The 20,597-nt window shown below is 39.1% G+C and carries 20 protein-coding genes; 2 read left to right on the forward strand and 18 right to left on the reverse strand.

Annotated features, from left to right (window positions below; all coding sequences use genetic code 11):
- The 17 genes from LQ201_RS11995 to tssO all read right to left on the reverse strand — a co-directional run bounded on the left by LQ201_RS11995 (window position 1) and on the right by tssO (window position 16,892).
- Complete coding sequence (locus LQ201_RS11995) at window positions 1–480, reverse strand: DUF4280 domain-containing protein (protein WP_230142646.1); 480 nt, start codon at window positions 478–480, stop codon at window positions 1–3.
- 4 nt (window positions 481–484) lie between these two features.
- A complete protein-coding gene (locus LQ201_RS12000; RefSeq protein ID WP_230142648.1) occupies window positions 485–1,441 on the reverse strand; it encodes a hypothetical protein in 957 nt (318 codons plus the stop codon).
- A 56-nt stretch (window positions 1,442–1,497) separates the two neighbouring features.
- On the reverse strand, window positions 1,498–1,740 hold the full coding sequence (locus LQ201_RS12005) for a hypothetical protein (protein ID WP_230142649.1): 243 nt from the start codon (window positions 1,738–1,740) through the stop codon (window positions 1,498–1,500).
- A 3-nt stretch (window positions 1,741–1,743) separates the two neighbouring features.
- A complete protein-coding gene (locus tag LQ201_RS12010) occupies window positions 1,744–2,082 on the reverse strand; it encodes a hypothetical protein (protein WP_230142651.1) in 339 nt (112 codons plus the stop codon).
- Window positions 2,083–2,084: 2 nt separating this feature from the next.
- Window positions 2,085–3,674 carry a hypothetical protein gene (locus LQ201_RS12015; protein WP_230142653.1) on the reverse strand — a complete coding sequence of 530 codons (1,590 nt, stop codon included), beginning with the start codon at window positions 3,672–3,674 and terminating at the stop codon, window positions 2,085–2,087.
- Between the two features lie 7 nt (window positions 3,675–3,681).
- On the reverse strand, window positions 3,682–3,846 hold the full coding sequence (locus LQ201_RS12020) for a hypothetical protein (protein ID WP_157258313.1): 165 nt from the start codon (window positions 3,844–3,846) through the stop codon (window positions 3,682–3,684).
- Between the two features lies 1 nt (window position 3,847).
- Window positions 3,848–5,713, reverse strand: coding sequence for a type VI secretion system Vgr family protein (locus tag LQ201_RS12025; RefSeq protein ID WP_230142655.1), 1,866 nt, complete (start codon window positions 5,711–5,713; stop codon window positions 3,848–3,850).
- Window positions 5,714–6,075: 362 nt separating this feature from the next.
- The gene (gene tssD, locus LQ201_RS12030) at window positions 6,076–6,471 is read right to left on the reverse strand and encodes a type VI secretion system tube protein TssD (RefSeq protein WP_025141860.1); all 396 of its coding nucleotides are present in this window, start codon (window positions 6,469–6,471) and stop codon (window positions 6,076–6,078) included.
- Window positions 6,472–6,606: 135 nt separating this feature from the next.
- The gene (gene tssD, locus LQ201_RS12035; RefSeq protein ID WP_025141859.1) at window positions 6,607–7,002 is read right to left on the reverse strand and encodes a type VI secretion system tube protein TssD; all 396 of its coding nucleotides are present in this window, start codon (window positions 7,000–7,002) and stop codon (window positions 6,607–6,609) included.
- 316 nt (window positions 7,003–7,318) lie between these two features.
- Window positions 7,319–7,891 (reverse strand): NAD(P)H-dependent oxidoreductase, encoded by a 573-nt coding sequence (locus tag LQ201_RS12040; protein ID WP_215124633.1) that lies wholly within the window; start codon window positions 7,889–7,891, stop codon window positions 7,319–7,321.
- A 123-nt stretch (window positions 7,892–8,014) separates the two neighbouring features.
- Entirely contained in the window at window positions 8,015–9,403 is a 1,389-nt protein-coding gene (locus LQ201_RS12045) for a DUF5458 family protein (protein WP_230142657.1), read from the reverse strand.
- An 18-nt stretch (window positions 9,404–9,421) separates the two neighbouring features.
- The gene (locus LQ201_RS12050) at window positions 9,422–9,868 is read right to left on the reverse strand and encodes a hypothetical protein (protein ID WP_230142659.1); all 447 of its coding nucleotides are present in this window, start codon (window positions 9,866–9,868) and stop codon (window positions 9,422–9,424) included.
- A 56-nt stretch (window positions 9,869–9,924) separates the two neighbouring features.
- The gene (locus LQ201_RS12055) at window positions 9,925–12,441 is read right to left on the reverse strand and encodes an ATP-dependent Clp protease ATP-binding subunit (protein WP_230142661.1); all 2,517 of its coding nucleotides are present in this window, start codon (window positions 12,439–12,441) and stop codon (window positions 9,925–9,927) included.
- Between the two features lie 5 nt (window positions 12,442–12,446).
- Window positions 12,447–14,822 (reverse strand): type VI secretion system protein TssR domain-containing protein, encoded by a 2,376-nt coding sequence (tssR, locus tag LQ201_RS12060; protein ID WP_230142664.1) that lies wholly within the window; start codon window positions 14,820–14,822, stop codon window positions 12,447–12,449.
- Between the two features lie 39 nt (window positions 14,823–14,861).
- On the reverse strand, window positions 14,862–15,839 hold the full coding sequence (locus tag LQ201_RS12065) for a PKD domain-containing protein (RefSeq protein ID WP_215124637.1): 978 nt from the start codon (window positions 15,837–15,839) through the stop codon (window positions 14,862–14,864).
- Window positions 15,840–15,873: 34 nt separating this feature from the next.
- Window positions 15,874–16,359 carry a type VI secretion system transmembrane protein TssO gene (locus LQ201_RS12070; protein ID WP_215124638.1) on the reverse strand — a complete coding sequence of 162 codons (486 nt, stop codon included), beginning with the start codon at window positions 16,357–16,359 and terminating at the stop codon, window positions 15,874–15,876.
- 11 nt (window positions 16,360–16,370) lie between these two features.
- Window positions 16,371–16,892 carry a type VI secretion system TssO gene (gene tssO / locus LQ201_RS12075; RefSeq protein ID WP_230142666.1) on the reverse strand — a complete coding sequence of 174 codons (522 nt, stop codon included), beginning with the start codon at window positions 16,890–16,892 and terminating at the stop codon, window positions 16,371–16,373.
- Between the two features lie 179 nt (window positions 16,893–17,071).
- Between tssO and LQ201_RS12080 the strand changes: the two genes are divergently transcribed.
- The gene (locus LQ201_RS12080; protein WP_230142668.1) at window positions 17,072–17,506 is read left to right on the forward strand and encodes a GPW/gp25 family protein; all 435 of its coding nucleotides are present in this window, start codon (window positions 17,072–17,074) and stop codon (window positions 17,504–17,506) included.
- A gap of 26 nt (window positions 17,507–17,532) precedes the next feature.
- On the forward strand, window positions 17,533–19,398 hold the full coding sequence (locus LQ201_RS12085; protein WP_230142670.1) for a hypothetical protein: 1,866 nt from the start codon (window positions 17,533–17,535) through the stop codon (window positions 19,396–19,398).
- Between the two features lie 229 nt (window positions 19,399–19,627).
- On the opposite strand, the gene LQ201_RS12090 is transcribed toward LQ201_RS12085, so the two are convergent.
- On the reverse strand, window positions 19,628–20,566 hold the full coding sequence (locus LQ201_RS12090) for a type VI secretion system baseplate subunit TssG (RefSeq protein ID WP_230142672.1): 939 nt from the start codon (window positions 20,564–20,566) through the stop codon (window positions 19,628–19,630).
- Window positions 20,567–20,597 lie beyond the last annotated feature (31 nt).

Genomic DNA, 20,597 nt, shown 5'->3' on the forward strand with positions numbered 1-20,597 from the left:
TTATGCTTTAACACTCGCTTCTACACCGTTAAAATTATTTGCAGATTCATCTAAAGATTCTGACATGGGATTGAGCTGTGATTGTACGTCTTTATTTGCGTTATTAAAGTTTTGTTTTGAGGCTTCTGCTTTTTGACCATGCTGAACAATCTCAATGCAATCGGGCCCTCCGATAGGGCAGGTAGCTTTGCTATCTTCGAGCAAAATTTTACCACCGTTTGTAAGGATGGTATCTTCATAAAAACCCGACCATTTGGTTACCACAGCATTACAGGGTTTATTGTACATTTTTGAGCAGGATCCAAACATATTTTTTTCAAAAGTTGGACCGATATCCATTGTGGTTGCTATGGATTTTTGGCTTCCATCTTTATCGTTTGCATATTCTTTGGTATGCGTTAGCACTTTGAGTTTATCGGGCGCCGATCCAAATTTGCACATACACTGTGCCCCCTGAACTACAATATGTTTCTCTGCCATTGCCTTAATTATTTAGTAAACGATCCCAAAATCCTTTTTTTGACGGGCCATCAAGTACCACCATTTCTGTTACGGGCAAACCTTTAACATTGGTATCTAATTCGAAATCGTGATCAAACTCCTGGTCATTTTCGGGAATCAATGCAATTTTTACCTTTACTTTCGCTTTTTCCTGTACACCGTAACTGAAATCAGAAACGACAGATATGATCCGCTTAAATTTCGGGTGTAAAAGATAATATCCTTCATAATTACCAATAGCCCTGTTTGTGATATATAATTCATCCTCCAATGGCATAATAGTACCATCATGAATCAATTCTATTGCCCCAAAGCCATTAGATTGGGCACCTAATTTCTCTTGGGTTAGATAGCCTTCTACGTTAAAGCCTCTGGCTATCGGAAACTTGTATATGGATTCGGTTATACGGCTCTGACCATATTCTTTATAAACCGGTTTAAAAAAAGTGTTGATAAACCAATCGTTATTTAAAAATGCCAGGTTTATACTATCAGTGTTGGCCAGCTGTTTTCCCATCCGCTCTACATAGTCTTCTACAAGACCACCTTCAAAATTATCCAGCACCTTCTTTTTAACAGATTGCCATCTTTTTAATATATCCTGGTGATTGTAAATACTTTGAAAACCACCATTTTGATCAACAGTAATTACCAAAGGATAAAACACTTTTCCCGCAGCATAAGCTAAACGATCGGCAACCAGATCGGGCAAGATTTCATTGACAAAAACATCACTAATCCGCTCAATTTGAAATAAAGGTTGTCCCTCTTTACCTGGCTTTAACCTGGTAACACGCACTTCGTATTTAACTTCGTTGCTATTTTCTTCGCCCTCGTTAAAAATGATTAAAACGCCATATTTTAAACATACTTCAGCAGGCCAATCTAAACGAAGGGCGTTTAAGCCTGAATAATATATTGTTTTATTTGAAATGTCCATTTTAAAACCGTATCAATCTATTTTACAAAGAATTATCGAACATACTTAATATACATTTAGCTTTGAAAAACATCATAATACCAATCCCCACCGTATCTGAATAATACAGAAACTATCAACAGCATCGGAAAAATAACACCAACTGCCATAAGGCTAAGTGTTATACCCATCCAAAGGCTTGTCCTTTTAACTTCCATATTATTTCTCTTTATCCCCCGGATTTTCCTAAGCATAAATAATTCTTTTAACCAATTTACTGTATTGGGTTTGACTTCGGTTTTGGCAACAATTCCCCACATCACTTATTTTGTAAAAGGATTATCCAGCAATGCATTTGATATCAGATAAAAAGAAAGTATTAAGCTCACTACCGATAATATGCCGAAAAATACAATGCCCCGAGTCAAATATAAAACCCAAACAGTTTCTATTTTCTTAATTAAAAGATCTGCTAACACGAACAAAATGGCTGTTGGAATACCTATTACTAAGCCAAATTGTTTTATGGTCTGTAATATTGCACCGATAGTAATTTTATCTGCAAGACTACCGAAACTGTAAATAAAATACAGCGTAACAATGGTGGTTGCTAATAAAAGAACGATCAAAAACTGAATCAATAGTTGAGGTATATTTTTCATAGTTATTTCTTTTTATAGCCGGGATTTACCTTTGAGCTAAATGCACCTCTTAACCCTGTTTCTACATCTTTCCAAAATTTAGTGTGACTTAAACTATGCGATACTACTGCCAGATAGGGTACTGTACCTGGCCGTGTAAGTAAATCTGGATAAGTTTTTTTATCTTTTTCTGCAACTAGTGGTGCATGATATTTGGAAACAAGTTTTGAATATACCTGCAAATCTTTTCTCAATTTAGTGATTTCGGTATCTAATTTACCAAAAACCAAAGGCTCTATTACTTTATCTATTGCTAATGTGATCAACAATAAAGTAACTGGATCAATAAATTGACTAAATAGACGCAGCAAAAGTTCTTCGAGATTGTTTCTTTGCATTGCTCCCACTGTCCCAGAGATAAAGCCTTCACATATTGCTTTTTTACCACGGCTATGGTAAGGGTCGTGTGTAGTAATATTAACATCCTGAACACTTAAGCCGGCTGCTTGATCTGCTGGAGTCCATGCGTTAACCTCAATACTATCTGTTAATCCCGTGTTTTCTGCAAATATCCTGGCCATTAAATGCAAGATATAACTGTCGCGCTCATTGGTTTTTATATCAAATAATGTATTTAAAATAGCAATTCCCTGTGTTAACTTTAAATTCGCAACAAACTTAGCTTTACTATAACCGTTGTTCGTATTGGAAAAATTGCCATATACATCATAAGTCCATTTTAAAAACGTATTAAGTAATCCCACAAATTCGTCTCTTTCTTTATTTAAAGTCGGTTTGTTAACATTTATCCCTTTAATATATTTGATAAATTCCTGTGCGAGTACATTTGCGCCTTTAAAAGCTTTTGCCATTTCACGCCACACAATAGCACCTTCTTTGTCAGACATCCAAATACCGAGCAGATTAGATTTAAGTGCCTCGGTATCTATCCCAGCAAGTATTTTAAGGCCATTTTCAAAGTTTTTCACATGAAAATCCTGAAGAAATGCCTCCAAATTCACCAAACTGAAGTCTGCAACAAGCTGTTGTGTTAAATCGTATTCATTATGTACGTTAATAATTTTACAGGCCTTATGTAGCTTTGCATGGTTTAGCTGGTGTTTCTTTTTAAAAAAAGGAGTAGATAGATAGGTAATACTTTTAATTTTCCATAGTTGAGGAAATGCTTTGCCTTTCTCTGAAGTAATTAAATTGGTAAATTCATTAATAACATTGCCACCATGCGAATGGCCTATTAAATGAAGATGTACCTCTTTTCTTTTAAATTTTGGGTATTCTCTATCGATTAGGTCTAATAAACGCGCTGCCGCCTTATTTCTTTCTTGGGTATTATTATCTCCAGACCAGCTGAAAAATGTTCCTTCTATATGTAGGTCATGAAATTGTGGCTTTAACTCCTTTACTTTTGCCCAAAAATTTTCGACACTTTCTTCTTCACCACCCCAGTACTTGGTATTTGCTTCATGTTTTAAACCTTTGGTATTAATGGGATCAGTTGTACCAGCAACCATCATCACCAAATCTGTAATCGTTTTATCTTTTGTAGCTTCAGGTACAACGAACCTCGGCTTCTTAAACACTACATTTGTCATAGCCTGCTTATTTACCGGTGATATTGATTTTTTTGTTCGAAGCTAAGACCAAATTTTCTCCCAAGGCAACAATCTCTACCTTTTCAGCAGTTTCAAATGCGGTTTGCGAAGTGGAAACATATTGATCAGTAATTGTAATGATCAGGTTTTTAGCAATTTTCTTAATGGCCATATTAAAAAAGATTTGATTTTTCCGCACTGTTAATCTCTACAGTTTTTTCAGAACTCTCCAACAGCATGTTTTCTTTGGTGCTAAAAATAGTTACCTTTTCAGCATACTGTGTAGATTCCTGAGCACTTCTCATGTATGCTTTTTCTACCATTTCAGTTTTATTGTTTGCTGATTCTTTCATATCTCCAGTGGCGCTGATATTGATATCTTTTCCGGCTGTTTGTGTAATGTCTTCGTTGGCACTTGTGGTAATGTTCTCACCGGCACTTTCTGAAATGTTTTTACCCACCTTCACATCCATATTTTCCGCTACATTGATCTGCATATTCTTACAGTTTAAAGTCATGTTCTCCAAAGCGGTAATGGTTATATTATTGCCTTTGGTATCGATATGGATAATATTATTGTGGATATCGGTGATTTTTATGCCTTGTGTACCCTGATTATCATCAAATTCTATTAAATGTCCGCTTCTGGTAATGATACTTTTAAGGTGATTTTGAATAAGCGGGCTACTATCTACGCTTGAGCTGTGGTAAACACTTCCCATTACTACGGGCCGTGCAATATTCCCTTCTTCGAACGCAATCATCACCTGATCATCTATTTCGGGGATCGCGAAGTAACCACGGTTATTACCCCTATCGCCAACACCGGCACTTGGCGTAACTACGCGCAACCACTCTGTAACATCGTTGGTTAAACACTCCCATTTAAATTGCACTTTTATACGGCCCTGGCCCTGTGGATCGTTATTATCAATCACATCTGCCAGTTGCATATCCGGCTGTGGTTTTTCGAAGTTCTTTACCAGTAACCGTTCGGTTGTGGATACTTTTCCTTCGAAAGTATTGTGGTATTTGCCGTTTTCGTCTATATGATGAGTAATACTGGTAATAAGAAATTTACCCAGGCTTTCGGATGTAAAAGCAAGTTCTTTACGGAGGCTCATTGTAATTTCAGCAATGCTGCCTATGCTTAAACCGGCATTATCGCCCCTGGCAGTTACTTTTAAAAGCTCACTTGTATTCGCTTTCTCTTCATTTTCTACCAGGTTTTTAATGTCGTTGTTATTATCTACCCTGATTAATGAAGGTTGGTTGAAGGTTTTACTAAAAGTAAGGTTAGAAGCTTTTACAGCATGGGATAAGTCGGGTGTGCCATCTACTTTACCTGTGCTTTCGCTCAGCAGCATTTCGTTCTGCTTCGAATTATAGGAGAACCGTTTATTTTTTATCGGTGCAATTTCCATTGCATACTGCATTTCCTGAACATCTCTGCCATAAAACAGGGATATTTCCTTTTGTGTATCGGGTTTTCCAAAATTAAGCTGTTTGCCATCGTAAAAAAGCCATTCGTGGTATTCGGCCGAAAGGCGGTTCAAAAAAGCAAAATCGCTTTCACGATATTGGATAATATAATCTATTGGTGTATTTCTTGTGGCATTGGCCACCACTTTTAAATCATTGGCTGGCGTATCTTTAGTTGCCAATTTCACGATCTCATTCAGGTCTTTATCTAAATATGAACCCAAATCAGGTCCACGATCGATTAAAATAGTTGGGCTATAACCACTTACAATTAGAACACCATGGTAACCATGAATTTGTGATAGTTCAACTTTAGAAACCAGGCCTACAAAATTCTGCATGCCTTCTGCCGAATGGCCAAAAGAAGCGGTTAAGGTTTTACCCACAAAATCGCGGCTATCATCTAAACTGATCAGTCCTGGCGCGCCCATCTGGTCGTGGTTAAAGCGCAGTTCAAAATAGTGATGTTCGTTAAAAGCCTGTTGAAGGACGAAGGAAGCAAAATGTGTAATTTCCTTATCCTCTATATTGATTTCAGCAATGAGTTTCTTTTCCATATTAATTTATCTTGATCACAACAATTACCCTAAGCCAAATGCTGGGTATGCACATGCTCTTATATTAAAAATGGATACATTTTCTGCAGACCGTATGTTCAGATGAATATTGTGTGTTGATGCCGAACCAAACATTTTACCTGAATAGTAATCGTTTTTTACTGCAACATGTTTGGAATGGTTAGACATAATTGAGCATTAATTTTTGAGATGGCTTTGTAATTAATATACGCATCAAAAGCAATATTAATTTTTTGGGATGATTGGGATGATAGGTAGATGTAGGGTGATGAAAATAGCAACGGATTAAAAGCGCCCCAGAAAAAGCCGGGGCGCTTTTAATACTATATTCTTAGTGATGACTAAGCTTTAGGCCAATCGTTTTCGTGTTCTGCGTTGCCCAGTTTTAGCTTACGGGCTGATACGACAAAACTTAAAGTCATAGGTGTATTGTCGTTTACCGCAATACCCTCGTTATACTGGATGATATAACCGTCTTCGAAAGACAGTTCTTTCATTTTTGCATCTTCTTCGCCTTTTTTGAAAACCAATGTTCCTGAAAGCGGCTTATACTGGTTGTTTACCATCGACTCGATCACAGAAGTATCTTCGGTTGATTCGATTTCGATGTGGATGGTGCCACCATAAACACCTGACGATGGACGGCCTTTTGCGTCAACATCTCTATTTAATGAAAAGCTGCACTGTAGTACATCAAATTCTTTTGATCCTAAGTTTAAACGGGTTTTGAATGCCATTATAGTAAGTTTTAATGTTTTTGAAAAATGAATGAATTGCGACGGGCGGTTGGCGTAGAGTGTAAAGCGGTTGGCATTTTATTTACCTTAAACCCTAAACCTTACACCTTCAACCTTTCTGCCCTCAGCCTCCCTTTAGGCTTTTGGCCAATCGTTAAGGTGCTCGGCGTTGCCTAATTTAAGCTTCCTGGCTGAAATCTGGAATTTGAGCGTCATCGGATGATCGCCCACAATGTTGATCCCTTCGGAATATTTAACAATGTAGCCATCTTCGAAGTTAACTTCTTTCATTTTGGCATCTTCCTCTGTTTTCTTGATCAGAAGGGTTCCCGTAATAGGTTTGTACTGGTTGTTTACCATCGCCTCGATTATTGAGGTGTCTTCAGTTGACTCGATCTCAATGTCGATGGTACCTCCGTAAACTCCGGAAGAAGGCCTTCCTTTAGCATCTACATCGCGGTTTAACGCATAGGCACAATGAAGCACATCGTACTCCTTGCCTGAAAAATTTAATCTAGCTTTGAAAGCCATAGTTTTAAAATTTAAAGGTTAAAAAATTTGATTTATTGTAGCCTCCGCTACAGTATCAGCATTAACCAAAGATCAGGCCAATTACGCATTATATTGCTCATCTATAGTGAATAATCTTATTCTTGAAATCAAGATAAAATCCTGAAACGCACTAAACGATTAGTTAAACGAGTTATTGTTGTGGAAAACGTGTGGAAAAGTTTTAAGATATTTTTAGTGTTACAAATACAACGTGATAGAGAATAACTTACGTAACTGTAGTGGTTTTACCCAAGATGTAGTCTTTTTGGACAACAATTTCCCGTAATTTAAAGTTTTAAATCAGCTGTGAACCAAATTTTTCCATTTTAGCTACCCATTTTTGGCTATAATGATTTTCAAGAGAATGTAATTCACCAATGGTGTTGGTGAGCACGGGGCTCATTCTGCATTTCTCGAAAACAACTTTTTTGATGGATAGGTAAGTTGTTTTCTTATTTGCTTTCCATTCTTTAAAAGTAGCCTCATCCAAAATAGACACAATCCGTGCCGAACGACCACTAAAATTATTGTTTACGTTTTGCTGCTGGGTGGTAAAAATCTGGTCAGGCATAAATAAACGATCAAAAAAGCCCTTAATCTTTGCGGGAATATGGTCTACATATACAGGGCAAAAAAGCACTACATGGTTACTCTGCCTAATTGCGGTTAAAGCTTTTTGCAAATCGGGCTCTAACTCGGCAATCTGCCTGTTATTGAACAGCTTATTCGAGTTGAATATCAGGTCGATAATGGCCAACTCTCGTACGATTGCACCAGCACTTTCGGCACCTTGCTTATACGCGTTAATCAGGAAATTCGTAGATGCGTTTTTTTCAATATCCCCATTCAGGATAAGTATTTGCTTCATTTTTTTTGATTAATCTGATCAGGCCGATGCATTACAAAATTATAAAGAATTTGTTAAGTGTTATGCATAACCCATAAAAAAACCCAACGCTGGGGTTGGGTTTTTATTTTCAGCTATCAAAAACTATTGCTGATTATATTCTGAACTCCATGTGGTACTTTCATCTTCACCTTTGTGTCCATCCAGTTTTACCACAAAACTTTTAGCTGGGAAATATGGTGTGATGTGGATATCCAGGTGGATCCTGTCTTTCTGTTGTTCATCTCTTTCGAAACGCATAATTTTAAATCGCTCGATTAAACGGTCGGCTCCCTGAATACCATCCAGGAACTTAACAATCTGGCCACGAAGGTCCTGTTCCGTTTTAGAAGTCCAGTTTTCGAAAGCCCTTCTGTTCAGGAAATCGAATAATACTTTGGTAATATAATCGAATACACGTACAACCGAATAAGTTTGTAAACCGATGTTATCGCCATTAAATAAGGTTTTGGCAGAAAAAGCCATAACTTTACCATATTCGTTAACCATCGGCACCAAGCCTACTCTTTCTAAATGGGAGATTTCACTTTTCTTTAAATCGAATTTTACACCATCTACTTCATTTATAGCACCATGTTTTTTACCTGCAGTAACCTGCGACATTAAGGTGTAATACATTTTACCAGCAAGTGCTGCTGATCCGGGTACGGTTAAATCGTCTTCCTCACCCACTTCTGCAACTTTACCACGGCCGACCAACCAGTTACAGGTCATGATTACATTCGATCTGAATGCATCACCTCCGGTAAAGTTTGCTGCGGTAAATAAATCAAGTACATCATCCGGCTGATCAAGATCGGCAAAATCGGTTACCAGCATGGCTTTGTTGTTATGCGCAATTTTACCCCATCTCTCTAATACTTTATTGGAACCCATATAGCCGGGCACAACCATTAACGAATAGTTATTACGGAGATCCAAACGGTCGTAATTCTGTTTTAACTCATCATCTACGTATTCAATAAAACGTGGATTATCAAGATCTTTGATCTGATCCATTGATGCATTTAACAGCACTACATTTTTAAGTTTGTCGGATTCGGTATTTTTATAGAACAAATGTACCGAACGGTATGCCTGCTCCAGTTCTCTCGTGCTTTCTAATGCGGTACCGATGTTTTTATTCAGGTTTTCTTCGGCAGCATTCAGTTTTTGGGTACTTTTTTCTACCATATCGGCAACTGAAGTAGAAGATTCAAGCACATCAATCCAAAGCTGGATTTTCTTTTTCAGCTCTTCGCGTTCTTTCTTTTTCTCATCACCGGTTAAAAAGATCTGTTTACGGGCTTTACGTTCAGGGTTTAAATTCTGCAGACCATCAACAGTGGCTTCCAACAGATCGAAACCGCCAACACGGGCCAGTTTTTCGAGGTTATCTTTAAGTGATGTTTTTTCTATGGTTTTGGTTTCAGCTGGTTTAAAGCCTGCCTGGCCTGTATTTTCGTCGGTTTTTAATTCTTGAGGGTTTGACATGTTTTCTTGGCGTTAAGATTATTTATTTTGCTCCAATTCGTCAACAAAGTTCTTCAAAGCGTTAATGAAGGCCGACTTTGTTTCTTCGTCATCAAGTGTGGCTTTTAAGGTTTTATTCGATTTTAACTGTTTGATTACATTAAGCGACATTTCTCTTTCGATGTTCACGTTAGTAAGGTAATTACTTTGGTTGATGATGTTTTTCACACCAAAATCGCCCAAATCGTTAAAGTTTATCGTTTCGCTAACGGTAGATCCATCCTGCTTTTCGAAAGCAACCTTCACATTTGGTTTATAATGTTCGAATACATCTTTCACCGTTTTTAATCCCTCTACTTTTTCTGGTTTTATCGGATCGTTATCGGTGAGTTTCTGTACAAAAAGTGTTTTGTTGTGGGCAATTTCTGCGAAGGCTTCTGAGGTGTCAATTTTTCGCTCGTTACCACCAATTTCATAGTTAAACATAGTATGTTGATTTAGGTTTACGATTATTTTTTTCTAATAATATAATAGTTAACGTTTTAACTCAATTTTTGTTCCAATGTTACGGTTTCTGGCTGAATAATATTCCATTCGAGTTTATCTTCGGCTGCATGTTTGCTTACCACAACCTTCGATCCTTTTTTTAGTTCACCAGAAATGATGTATTTCGAGATTGGCCTGCGTAAAAGATTTCTGATAACTGCCGATAGCTGCCTTGCACCATATTTTGGTGTAAAACCATCTAAAGCGATCATTTTTTTGGCATCTTCTGCAATTTCAAAATCGATACCCATTTTATTGAGCGATTGTACCAAACTGCTTAACTGGATTTCGAAAATACGCACCACATTACTTTCGTTTATCGGCGCAAAAGGAACAATTTCGGAGATCCTGGCTAAAAATTCGGGGCGAAAATGCCCGGCCATTACCTCCATTAACTGATTTGAAGCAGGGATTACACCTTTTCCAATCTGTTCGGCAATCCATTCACTACCAATGTTCGAGGTAAAAAGAATGAGTGAGTTGCTAAAATCGCCCTCTTTCCCTAAACGGTCGTGCATGTGGCCTTCGTCAAGGATCTGTAAAAAGGTATCGAAAACGGAAGGGTGCGCTTTTTCAATTTCATCGAAAAGCAGTACAGAATAAGGCTGTTGCCTAATTTTATTCACCAATAAACCGCCTTCTTCGTAACCTACGTATCCCGGAGGCGCGCCATAAAGTAAGGCGGCACTGTGTTCTTCCTTAAACTCGGACATATCGAAGCGGATCATCGCTTTTTCGTCGTTGAACAAAAATTCGGCGATTGATTTGGCCAGTTCGGTTTTACCGGTTCCGGTTGGCCCCAATAAAAAGAAGGATCCTATTGGCTGTCCTTTTTTGTTCAATCCACTGCGCGATTCGAGTATGGCATCTGAAACCGCTTTTAAAGCCTGATCTTGTCCTACCACACGTTTTTTAAGGTAAGCTTCCATATTGAGCAATTTTTCCTTCTCGCCGGCCTGCAGTTTACCCATTGGGATACCTGTTTTGTAGGCCACAATAGAAGCAATGTCCTGTTTGCTGATGCGATCGCTTTTTTCAGCAGCATATTTTTTTAACTCCTGTAGGCTTTTGGTAATATAACCCTGGTATTCATCAGCGGTTTCAAAAGCATCGGTCTGTGTTTCATCGGTTAAGCGGCCCAGCAAAACCGGACTTAATTTATTCTGAAGCAAAGAGAAAAGCCATTTATAATCGGCAAATTTCTCTGCTTCCGATTCTTCGGTATTGTTATTTAAAGCTTCCAGATCGGTTTCCAAACTTTCGATTACCTGATTAGAGGTATCGTTCATCATTTTCATGGCGGCCATTGTGCGGTCGAGCAGATCGAATGCAGAATCAGGGAGCCTCCTATCTTTCATGTAACGTTTGGCCAGGCGCACACATTCGCCCAAGGCATCGGGTTCGATGGTTAAGGTATGGTGCTCTTCGTATTTTACGGCCAGTTTCTGCAGCATTTTAATGGTGCTTTCTTCGTTTGGCTCATTTACCTGCAACACTTCAAAACGTCTGCTGAAAGCCTGTTCAGGCTCAATAATCTTGCGGTACTCATCAATGGTTGTGGCACCGATAACCGTAATTTCGCCCCGGGCAAGTTCTGGTTTCAGCAAATTACCTATACCCGCACCCAAGGGGCCCTTACTATCCAATAAAGTGTGGATTTCATCAATAAACAGCACAGCCTTTTCAAACTGCTTAATTTCTTTGATGATGTTTTTTAAACGGTCCTCTATTTCTCCCTTGTAAGAGGCACCTGCAATTAACGAACCTAAATCGAGTTCAAAAAGCTGCACGGGTTTTAAGCTCTCGGGTACATTCTGGTTTACGATATCAATGGCAAAACCGTCAACCAAAGCGGTTTTACCTACGCCGGCATCACCGGTTAGGATTACATTTGGTTTGGTGCGGCGGCAAAGAATTTCCATCATCTGCCTGGTTTCCTTATCACGGCCGATAATCGGGTCGGTTTTACCATCGCGCACCATCTGTAACCTATCTATACAATATTTATACAGGGCGTTGCCAGTGCTTTTGCTTTCGGTACCAGCGCTTGTTTTATCAGGCGAAACCACCCTCGAAATTTCTTCATCCTTTACATACAGATCCAGGATCTCACGTTCTTTAATCGGGAACGATTTTAACTGGTCGGGCTGAAAACCGATACTTGGTTTTGCCAAAGCGGTTAATACACATACCGGGGTAATTAAGTCCAAGCCAAGTTTAATGCGTACATTATCGGCCTCTTCAAAAATCACGGCAATCTCTGGCGCACCGCTTACGGTATCTGTAAAACTCGCCGATTTTGCCTGTTCGTCAATCCGCACTTCAGCCCATTCGCTAATATATTCTTCATCTTTACCAATAGAGGTAATGAACGAGCGCAGGCCAACATCTTTATGCATCAGGCCTTTGAGCAGGTGAGCAGCAGTAAACACCTCGTTTCTATACTCTTTAGCTAAAGACTGTGCAATATGCAGGGCTGTTTTGACCGATTCGCTTAAATTTGTAACTGCCATATCCCTTAGTTGGTTGTAGGCAATACTGCCGGGTTAAAATTATTTTCGGTGATGTAGTAATATATTTTGCCGTTCGAAATAAACTGCTGCTCAATCTGAGTAGCCCTTTTAATCTGTTGAACCGATTGATTTAATAATTTAATGTAGCTTTCGAATTCTTCGAGCGGCATTTTAGAACTGTTCTTTAAATCGCCTACGGTATATTTCTCTAAAAATTTGTTGTTTAAAGGCAAACCGGTTACCAATTTAATGTAGTTGGCCAAGGTTAAACGCTTTATGTTGCCCGATGACTCTTTAATACCCAGCATCTGTTTTGGCATTTTCACATAATTTTTAACAAGTTTACTCCTGAAAGAAGACTGATCGGCCTGCAAATTTTGCCCCAACATCATCGAAAACACATCTACAATCTGTTTGTACTCCATGTTGTTTAAAACAATGGCATATTGTAATGTTGAGGGGTTATTTTTTACTGCATCAGCCGACAGATTTGCAGTGCTATAATATTTAAACGCATTGTGCGGCATGCGGTCTGCAACTTCCGCGCCAACGGGTTCCGGCAATAAACCTTCTACATCGGCAGTCAGGTTTTTACGCGATATGCCGGTTAAACGGAAAGCACTATCCAACGAGCTGATCTGGTTATAAATATCGGAGCTCGTTTCTTTTACGAAACGGCGTAAAGCAATCGTCATGCTCTGGTTAGAATTTACCGAACCTTTTGTCGGGAAAACTACCCCACCCTGGATTAAACTGTTTTTGGGATAATCTAAATAGTATGAGATAGAATCCTGTAAACTGGTATTATAAGGCTGGAAGCTTTTTAAACCCTCACCTTTTACCATGGTGTTTTTTCTATATTCGGCAGCGCGGATAGCCGATTCGGAAACGAGTTTACGCGACTGGATTACAAAATCGTTAAATGATTGATTGAAATCACTATACACCTGTAAGGCTAAAATACGGGCATCTGCCTGCGCAACCTGCTCGCTCAACTCGTTAATGAGATAATTATTGGTTCCCCCGGTATTTCCGGTACTGCCAACTAAAATAATTAAATTGGTTTCGTTCTTTTTTGCTTTAAATAAGCCTAATCCGGTTTTAATCGCCTGAAAAACAGGCTCTTCGCTTACTTCTCCATTACACCTAACGGTATTTTTAGCCTGATTTGAAAGGAACGTCATCAACTGCCTGTAATCATTCTGGATCGGGCTTACAAAAATACCTTTTAAAGCGCAACCACTTTCACCACGGTACACTACACCGCCGAAGTTCACTTTTGTTCCCTTACCAAAATCGCCCATAATATTTTCGAAAGAAGCGATGGTATTGGTCATTCCAGAAAAATATTTGGTCATTGGGCTACCACCATCCACTACAAAAACAACATTTACCTTCGTTTTATTTTTACGGAGGTTGAGGTAGTCCTGATAAGAAAGTGCAGAACCGTTAATGGTTAATATTTTATTGTCTTTTTTATTGTAAACATCTGCAGCGATACCTACTGTGTTACCTCCTTCATCGTTTGAAACAACAGGTACACTACGCAGGATCAGGTTTTCCCTTGGCAATAAGGGGTCCACTGTGAAAGTTGTTCCTTTATTGATTCCGTTTTTGAGGGCTACCGAGGTAGAATCATCCCTGTCATAATCGCCTGGTTTAACTGAGGTAATGTACAAACGATCGCCCCAGCTGTGTACGGCTTCGGCAGAAACCCAACCGTAAATACTTTTTAAAGCGGTATCTGCAACCAGCTGGTCATCAGAACCTATCAGGTATTTCTTACCATCTTCTGATTTTTTGTAGATATAGGCAATTTCGTGCAGCCTTACTTTTGTACGTCGGTCTTTAAGTTCGGGTGTATTGTAAACCAGGATAGAATCAGTAGTATCGAAATAAAACTTTGGTTCGGTTAAGGCATTTTTCCCGTTTACGATACCGATGGCTTTTTCTGCATAACCTGTTTTTTGGTTAGAGAAAGCGCGTTGCCATAAAAGCAGTTTAGATTTTGCGATCCAACCATAACTGATGGCACTTTTTTTATCGTTTATTTTTCTGCCCCTGATCATTCCGGCCTTGTATTTAATCAGTTTCAGGTAGCCGTTTTCTTCTTTTGAAACATAGAAAGGTTCCATAAAGCTGATTTTTTTCATAATCAGGCTTCCACCTGGTGCAGTAGTAGTATAATTATCTTCACGGTCTGAAAAAACAATCCATGGCAAACTGCTGCTACTGGTATTGTCCATTACGTTTATACTTTCTGAAGGCCTTTCGTAAGATTTAGGCATGTATTTTACTCTTTTGCCAAAGGATGCCGGCGATTGTGCGTAGGCAAACGATATTCCTATAAAAAGGAGGGTTAAGGCATAGTATTTTTTCATAATCTGTAGATGAGCTTTAAAATTAGGTGAGCGGTTAATTTATCTTGTTTTGGCAGGTGCATCAGCAGTTGTTGCCGCAGGTTGGGCCGTTCCCGAATGTTGCTTAATGTTTACCAAACTGGCACAGGTAGAATTTGGCTTGATGGTTAGCTGCGCTTCATCAACGGCTATTTCTCCCCCAAAGGTGAGTCCCATGCAGTATGAATAAATATCGGTCTGTTTTTTCTTACCGTTCATTTCTACATTTACCGTTACTTTTTCGTTACCGCACATGTATTTGTTAACGAGATAATAATAGTTGGAGTTAAAATCGGCACCGTTGGCAATGGCCTGTAAACGGGCCCTGATATCATCGATGGTTTTACGTTCGCCATCACCAGGGGCAACAATATCTTCAACGATTTCGGCATTGGGATCAGTGATCAAAATGTTTAGGAAAGCGGGTTTACGGCTTTTATCCGAGCGCAGGCGTACCACATATTTCCCTGGGGCACGGTAGGTGTATAAAGCAGTTTTTCCTTTAACATCTACTCGCCCGGTTTCGCCGAACGACCATTCGAAATCTTTTCCTTCCCCGTCTCCTTCGAGCCTGATTTCTTCATTAACCAAACCTGCGGTTGGGCCGCTAATGGTTAATACACTATCTACAACCGGTGTATGAACGGTATCGCGTACGGTAACCGGAAATTCCTGACGGAGTTCGCCATCAACGGTTAAGCGTACAATATAAGTGTCGGGCTTTGTGTAGTGATAAGAACCGGTTTTTGTGGTGGCTTTTTCGCCGTTTCCGAATTCCCATAACCATTTTGTAGCTTTTGGGGTATTATCGGTAAAAACCAGACTTTCATTTAAATAAATTTCATCTTTTAAGATCCGCGCATCAATTGTCCTTTTTTCGAACAATGAACTTTTAAATAGGAAAATAAGACCTGTTAGGAGCAATACAGCTAATAGGATGTAGAGAATAACATAGCCCTGCGAATTTGAATTAACTTGCTTGGTGTTTGTGTCAGACATAGGTAGCGTTTTTTATAGGTTGTTTTTGAGGTATTTATCTAGCAGATATGGTTTGCTGCAATTGTCGCCTGTTGAGAATACAATCGTCCAATTGTCGTTTATGCAATTCGATATCCGTAATGTTTCTGTTCTGTTCCTGCCTATCGTAAAACAACCTGTCGTACAGCTGTGCCGTTTGAACAAATATTTTATAGCGCTGGTCTGATGCTTTGCGATCAAACGCAGCCCTGATAGAGCCTAATGAATTCTGTATATCGTTTTTCAAGAAAACCGCCTGTACATTTGGGTTGTAGCGGGTAATCTGTTTATAAGTGGTATCAATAGTAGGCGAAGTTTCTTTTACCATGCTTTCGAAGGTTTCGTTCTCGCTAATTTTTACTTCAAGCTCTTCTTTGGAGATTTCGTAGCGCGATTTATCGCTATAAAAAATACCAAAACTTAAAAGCCCTACGGTAAAAACAAACAGCGCTATAAAAAACAAGAATTGTTCGCGTCTTTCTTTTATACTTAATTTTATCATAATCGTTTTAATTATCGGCCGAACCGTCCGTTTCTGATCTTGGTTGCCGTAGCCTGGTTTGCGCGGTGGCAATCGTCTATCTGTTCTTTATACCTTTGGATATCGCCCCTTGATTTAATAAGCGAATCTTGCAGATCGGCCATTGCACCAACATTGTTGTTTATTTTGGCGTAGAGATCAAAACTCGGACTGGTTTGCGTTTTTTGGGAAATAAGGTCTTTAATCCTGTTGTTGGCGCTTTGGATATCGCCCAAAAGGATACTCTGTTTGCTCATTTCATTGGCATTGTAATCGCGGTATTGGGCGAGTTCTTTAAAACGGACAAGGATAAGGTCGAAATTGGTATTGATATCTTTTCTTAGATAAGATAGTTTTTCGGTTTCCTTTACCTTTTTATCGAGCAGGGTATACTCATAATCAGACGCGGCAAAAAAGAGGTAAATACAGAGAATAGAGAAAAGTGTTAGGAATACAAAGTTTAGAATAAACCTCGTGTAAGCGGTCCTGATTTCGATGGCATTAATAGGTTTCATAGAGCATTAAATGTTTCACATAGCAATAGTATAATAATTAATCCGACAATCAACCACACTAAAATCACACAAACTTTTTCAAATTTACATTGTACTATAACAATTTTTAATATTTGTTGTTTGGTTATTAAAACGATATTATTTCTTTTACTTTTAACAAACTTTAAGCCAAACCGTGTATGTCTGAAAATTTTTACAACAAACCCTTCAGATTTAGGTCGGTTTTCTCAGGCAGTGGCCTTCAGCCAACTGACCTCGGAAAATCGATTTCGAACCACCTGGAACTGATTATTTTTACCCGTTTTGGGGAGCATCGGTTCCACAACGATTTTGGCTGTGAGATATGGGATCTCGACTTTGAGTTAATCGTGAGCGAGAGCATTTGGGAGGAAAAATTCCGCAAATCGTTGCTAAAATCCATCACCGACTATGAATTTAGGATATATAATACCGAGGTAGAAGTACGTATTACTGAGGTAGAAAATGTCTACCCCCTACGTAAGATAACCGAGATTAAAAAAAAGGTAGATATTAGCGTTAGAGCACTAATAAAAACCACAGGAGAAAAATATTTTTTTAACACCGCTTTATTTCTTAGCCCATTATCAACTTAATCTAAAACGCCCCAAATATTCTACACATGAAACCAGTTTTTTATTCATCAAAAGATGAGATCCGGAACAGAATTCTAAAAAATGCTGAAGATTTCTGGAATATTAAAGACAGTAACGACTTCGATCCGCTTGTTAGACTGATTATTGAGGCATTGAGCAATGAGCTTTTTAATGTATCCAATGATGTTAAAAATTTAGAGAACAGGATCTTTGATAAAATCAGCCGTATTTTAGCGCCCGATCATTTAACTTCATCGTTACCGGCCCATGCCATTATGCATGCCAGGCCGATTGAACAACAAGACTATCTTTCGGTCTATTCGCAGTTTGCATTTAAAAAGAATATCCCGCAGGAAAATGATAAGGCCAAGAAAACCGATATTTTTTTTAGCCCGCTGCATACCGTAAAATTAAATAACGCATCGATAAGATACATCGTTACCGGAAATACACTTTTTAATGTAGAGCAATTTGGCAAGCAGCCTATACACAATACCCTTTCGGGCACTTCTGTAGAGAAAAATACGATATACATAGGTTTTAACGGCATTAAAGACTGGATGGATTTTAATAAACTAAATTTATTTTTCGACTGGAAAAATTATTCGGTGCCCGAAAACACTTACGATCTGCTCTCGCTGGGGAAATGGTTCTACAAAAACAACGAGCTCGCCGCCTATACAGAACGTTTTATGGATGAACCTTTAACAGGGAAGGTACAGGCTCCGTTTCAGCACAAACAATTGCTTAATCTGATCAAAGCAGATGTTTTACAGTTTTACAGCAACAGATTTATTACCCTGGGCGATCTTAACGATTTTAATATCGACGAAAGCAGGGAACTCCCCCCTGAGTTTGCCAACCTATTCCAGCCGGCTGTTTTAAACCAGATCGATAATTCGGTAAAATGGCTTAAAGTAATTTTTCCGGCAGCTATAAACCAGGAAATGCTGAACGAGCTTCATATTTATATCAACGCATTCCCCGTGGTAAATAAACGGTTAAGCCAGATCAAACACCGGCTTAAAACGATGAACAATATTATCCCGATCAAAACGGAATCATTGGATCAGATGCTTGCGGTAGAAAACCTGAAGGATAATAAAGGGAAAAGTTACAACGAGATTCCCTACACCAATGAAAACCAAAAAGGAGACGGATCTTTCTCAATCCGATACGGAGGCACAGAGCGTTTTGATACGAGAAATGCCAAAGAATTAGTAGATTACCTTTTTGAGCTGTTACGCGATGAGAAAGCAGCTTTTACCGCTTACGGACCTGATTTTTTAAGCACGATCCTTAAAAATCTGGAACAGAATATTGCGCTTATTGAACAAAAAAGCCGCTCGGCGCTTAAAGACACTAAAGAACTGCCCAGCTATATTGTATTGAAACCGATTGATGATGCGGATATTTTATTCCTCGATATCTGGGTTACACAAGCAGAAGAGGCCAACCACATTAATGCCGGAAGCCGTTTAGTGGTTTACGATAACAATAAGGTAAATGCAGAGAGTATCTTTTTATTGAGCCAAACAAAAGGCGGCCGGTCGAGATTGAATGCAACCAACAGGGTGCAGGCTTATAAATATGGTTTAACCACAGCCGACCGGATTATTACGAAGGCTGATGTGATCAATTTTTGCCGTTACGAACTGGGCAACAAATTAAAGGGCATTACTCTGGCCAAAGGCTTGATAATGGATAATAAACCAAATGCAGGCTTTATTAAAACCACTGATATTTTGATCGAACCTGCAGATCAGCTTAACCTTAGCGGGCAGGATTGGGAAGAACTGTTGAGTTTAACTTTGGCGAAATTAAAGCTAAGGAGTACGATGAATGTACATTACCGCATGCTGTTAAAGCCGGTGTTGTATAAAGTGGTTTAAGGTTTTGTGGTAGGACTTAAAACAAACGTCATCTCGACTGGAACGCAGCGGAATGGGGAGATCTATCTAGATAGATTTAGCTTCGCTGAGCTTTCGGGTTCTCGGCTGCGTTGCACTACGCTCGAAATGGGCTATTGCGAGGATAGCGATCGTTTTAAGATTGCTTCGTCGGCTGAAAAAGCCTTCTCGCGATGACGATCTCTCGCTGCTTGTTACAGCTTCATATTAACTAAAGATATACCGTATACCCTAAATAAGCACTTTCGCCATCCTCGCTCAATACCGTTTCCTGGTAATCGGGTGCGGTAAGGAGTTCTACGTTAACTTCTGCGTCTACAGGGATTAAATAGCTGATGGCCATATCCAAAATGGCCCTGTTTTTTTGTCCGGGAATAAACTTAACCAGTTCCTGTGGCGAAGTTGGACCGATATTAACATGATAAGCTTCGTGTTCGGGCGTAAAGCTATCACCAATGATGGTATCAATCCCCAATGCGCTTCCACCCAGCTGCATCTGCATTTCTTCAGCAATTTTTACCGGTGCAATATTGGCTGTAGCATCAACAATGGTAAGCGGCAGGTTGAACAGTGCAGTAAGTACTTTTGATACAAAACCGATATCATTTCTCTTTTGCTGGATTTCGGGCAGCAGGTGCATCCAGATGATACTCTGTTCTTTGTTGAGCAAATTGAATTCATCCCATCCAAATTCAAAAATCTGACTTAAATCCGAATAGGTTGTTTTTTTATCGAGCATATTTTCATATAACTCGGTCATGATCCTTACATAATTAATTTCCGCATCAAAGGGTGTAAAAAATAGCCTGGCTTCCTTTTCTTCCTCTCTCCTATCCCTGATATCTTTAATCATAGATTCCTCGTCCATACCGGCACTACCGGTTGGCGGACGGTGGAAAAGCCCCTCAGGTAGCATATCATACAATCCTTCGCGGTTGGTACTGATGCGGATGCGTTCGTGCCTTCTTTTTTCAGAATAATAAGCCGTGGTATCCTCAATATCTTTTGCAAAAGCACGTTTATCTGGCCCCAATGGGATAATTTCAATCCTATCGGCATCAATTATCTTACGTTCAATCAGGTCGGCAGCGTGGGCAACGGCTTTGTAATCTGTAAATAGTTCGTTATTAATCAAAGTTTCCTTTTTCATTAAACTTTAAGGCTTCATTTTTGTTATAGGT

The organism is Pedobacter sp. Bi126, assembly GCF_918698245.1.
Classification (GTDB): domain Bacteria; phylum Bacteroidota; class Bacteroidia; order Sphingobacteriales; family Sphingobacteriaceae; genus Pedobacter.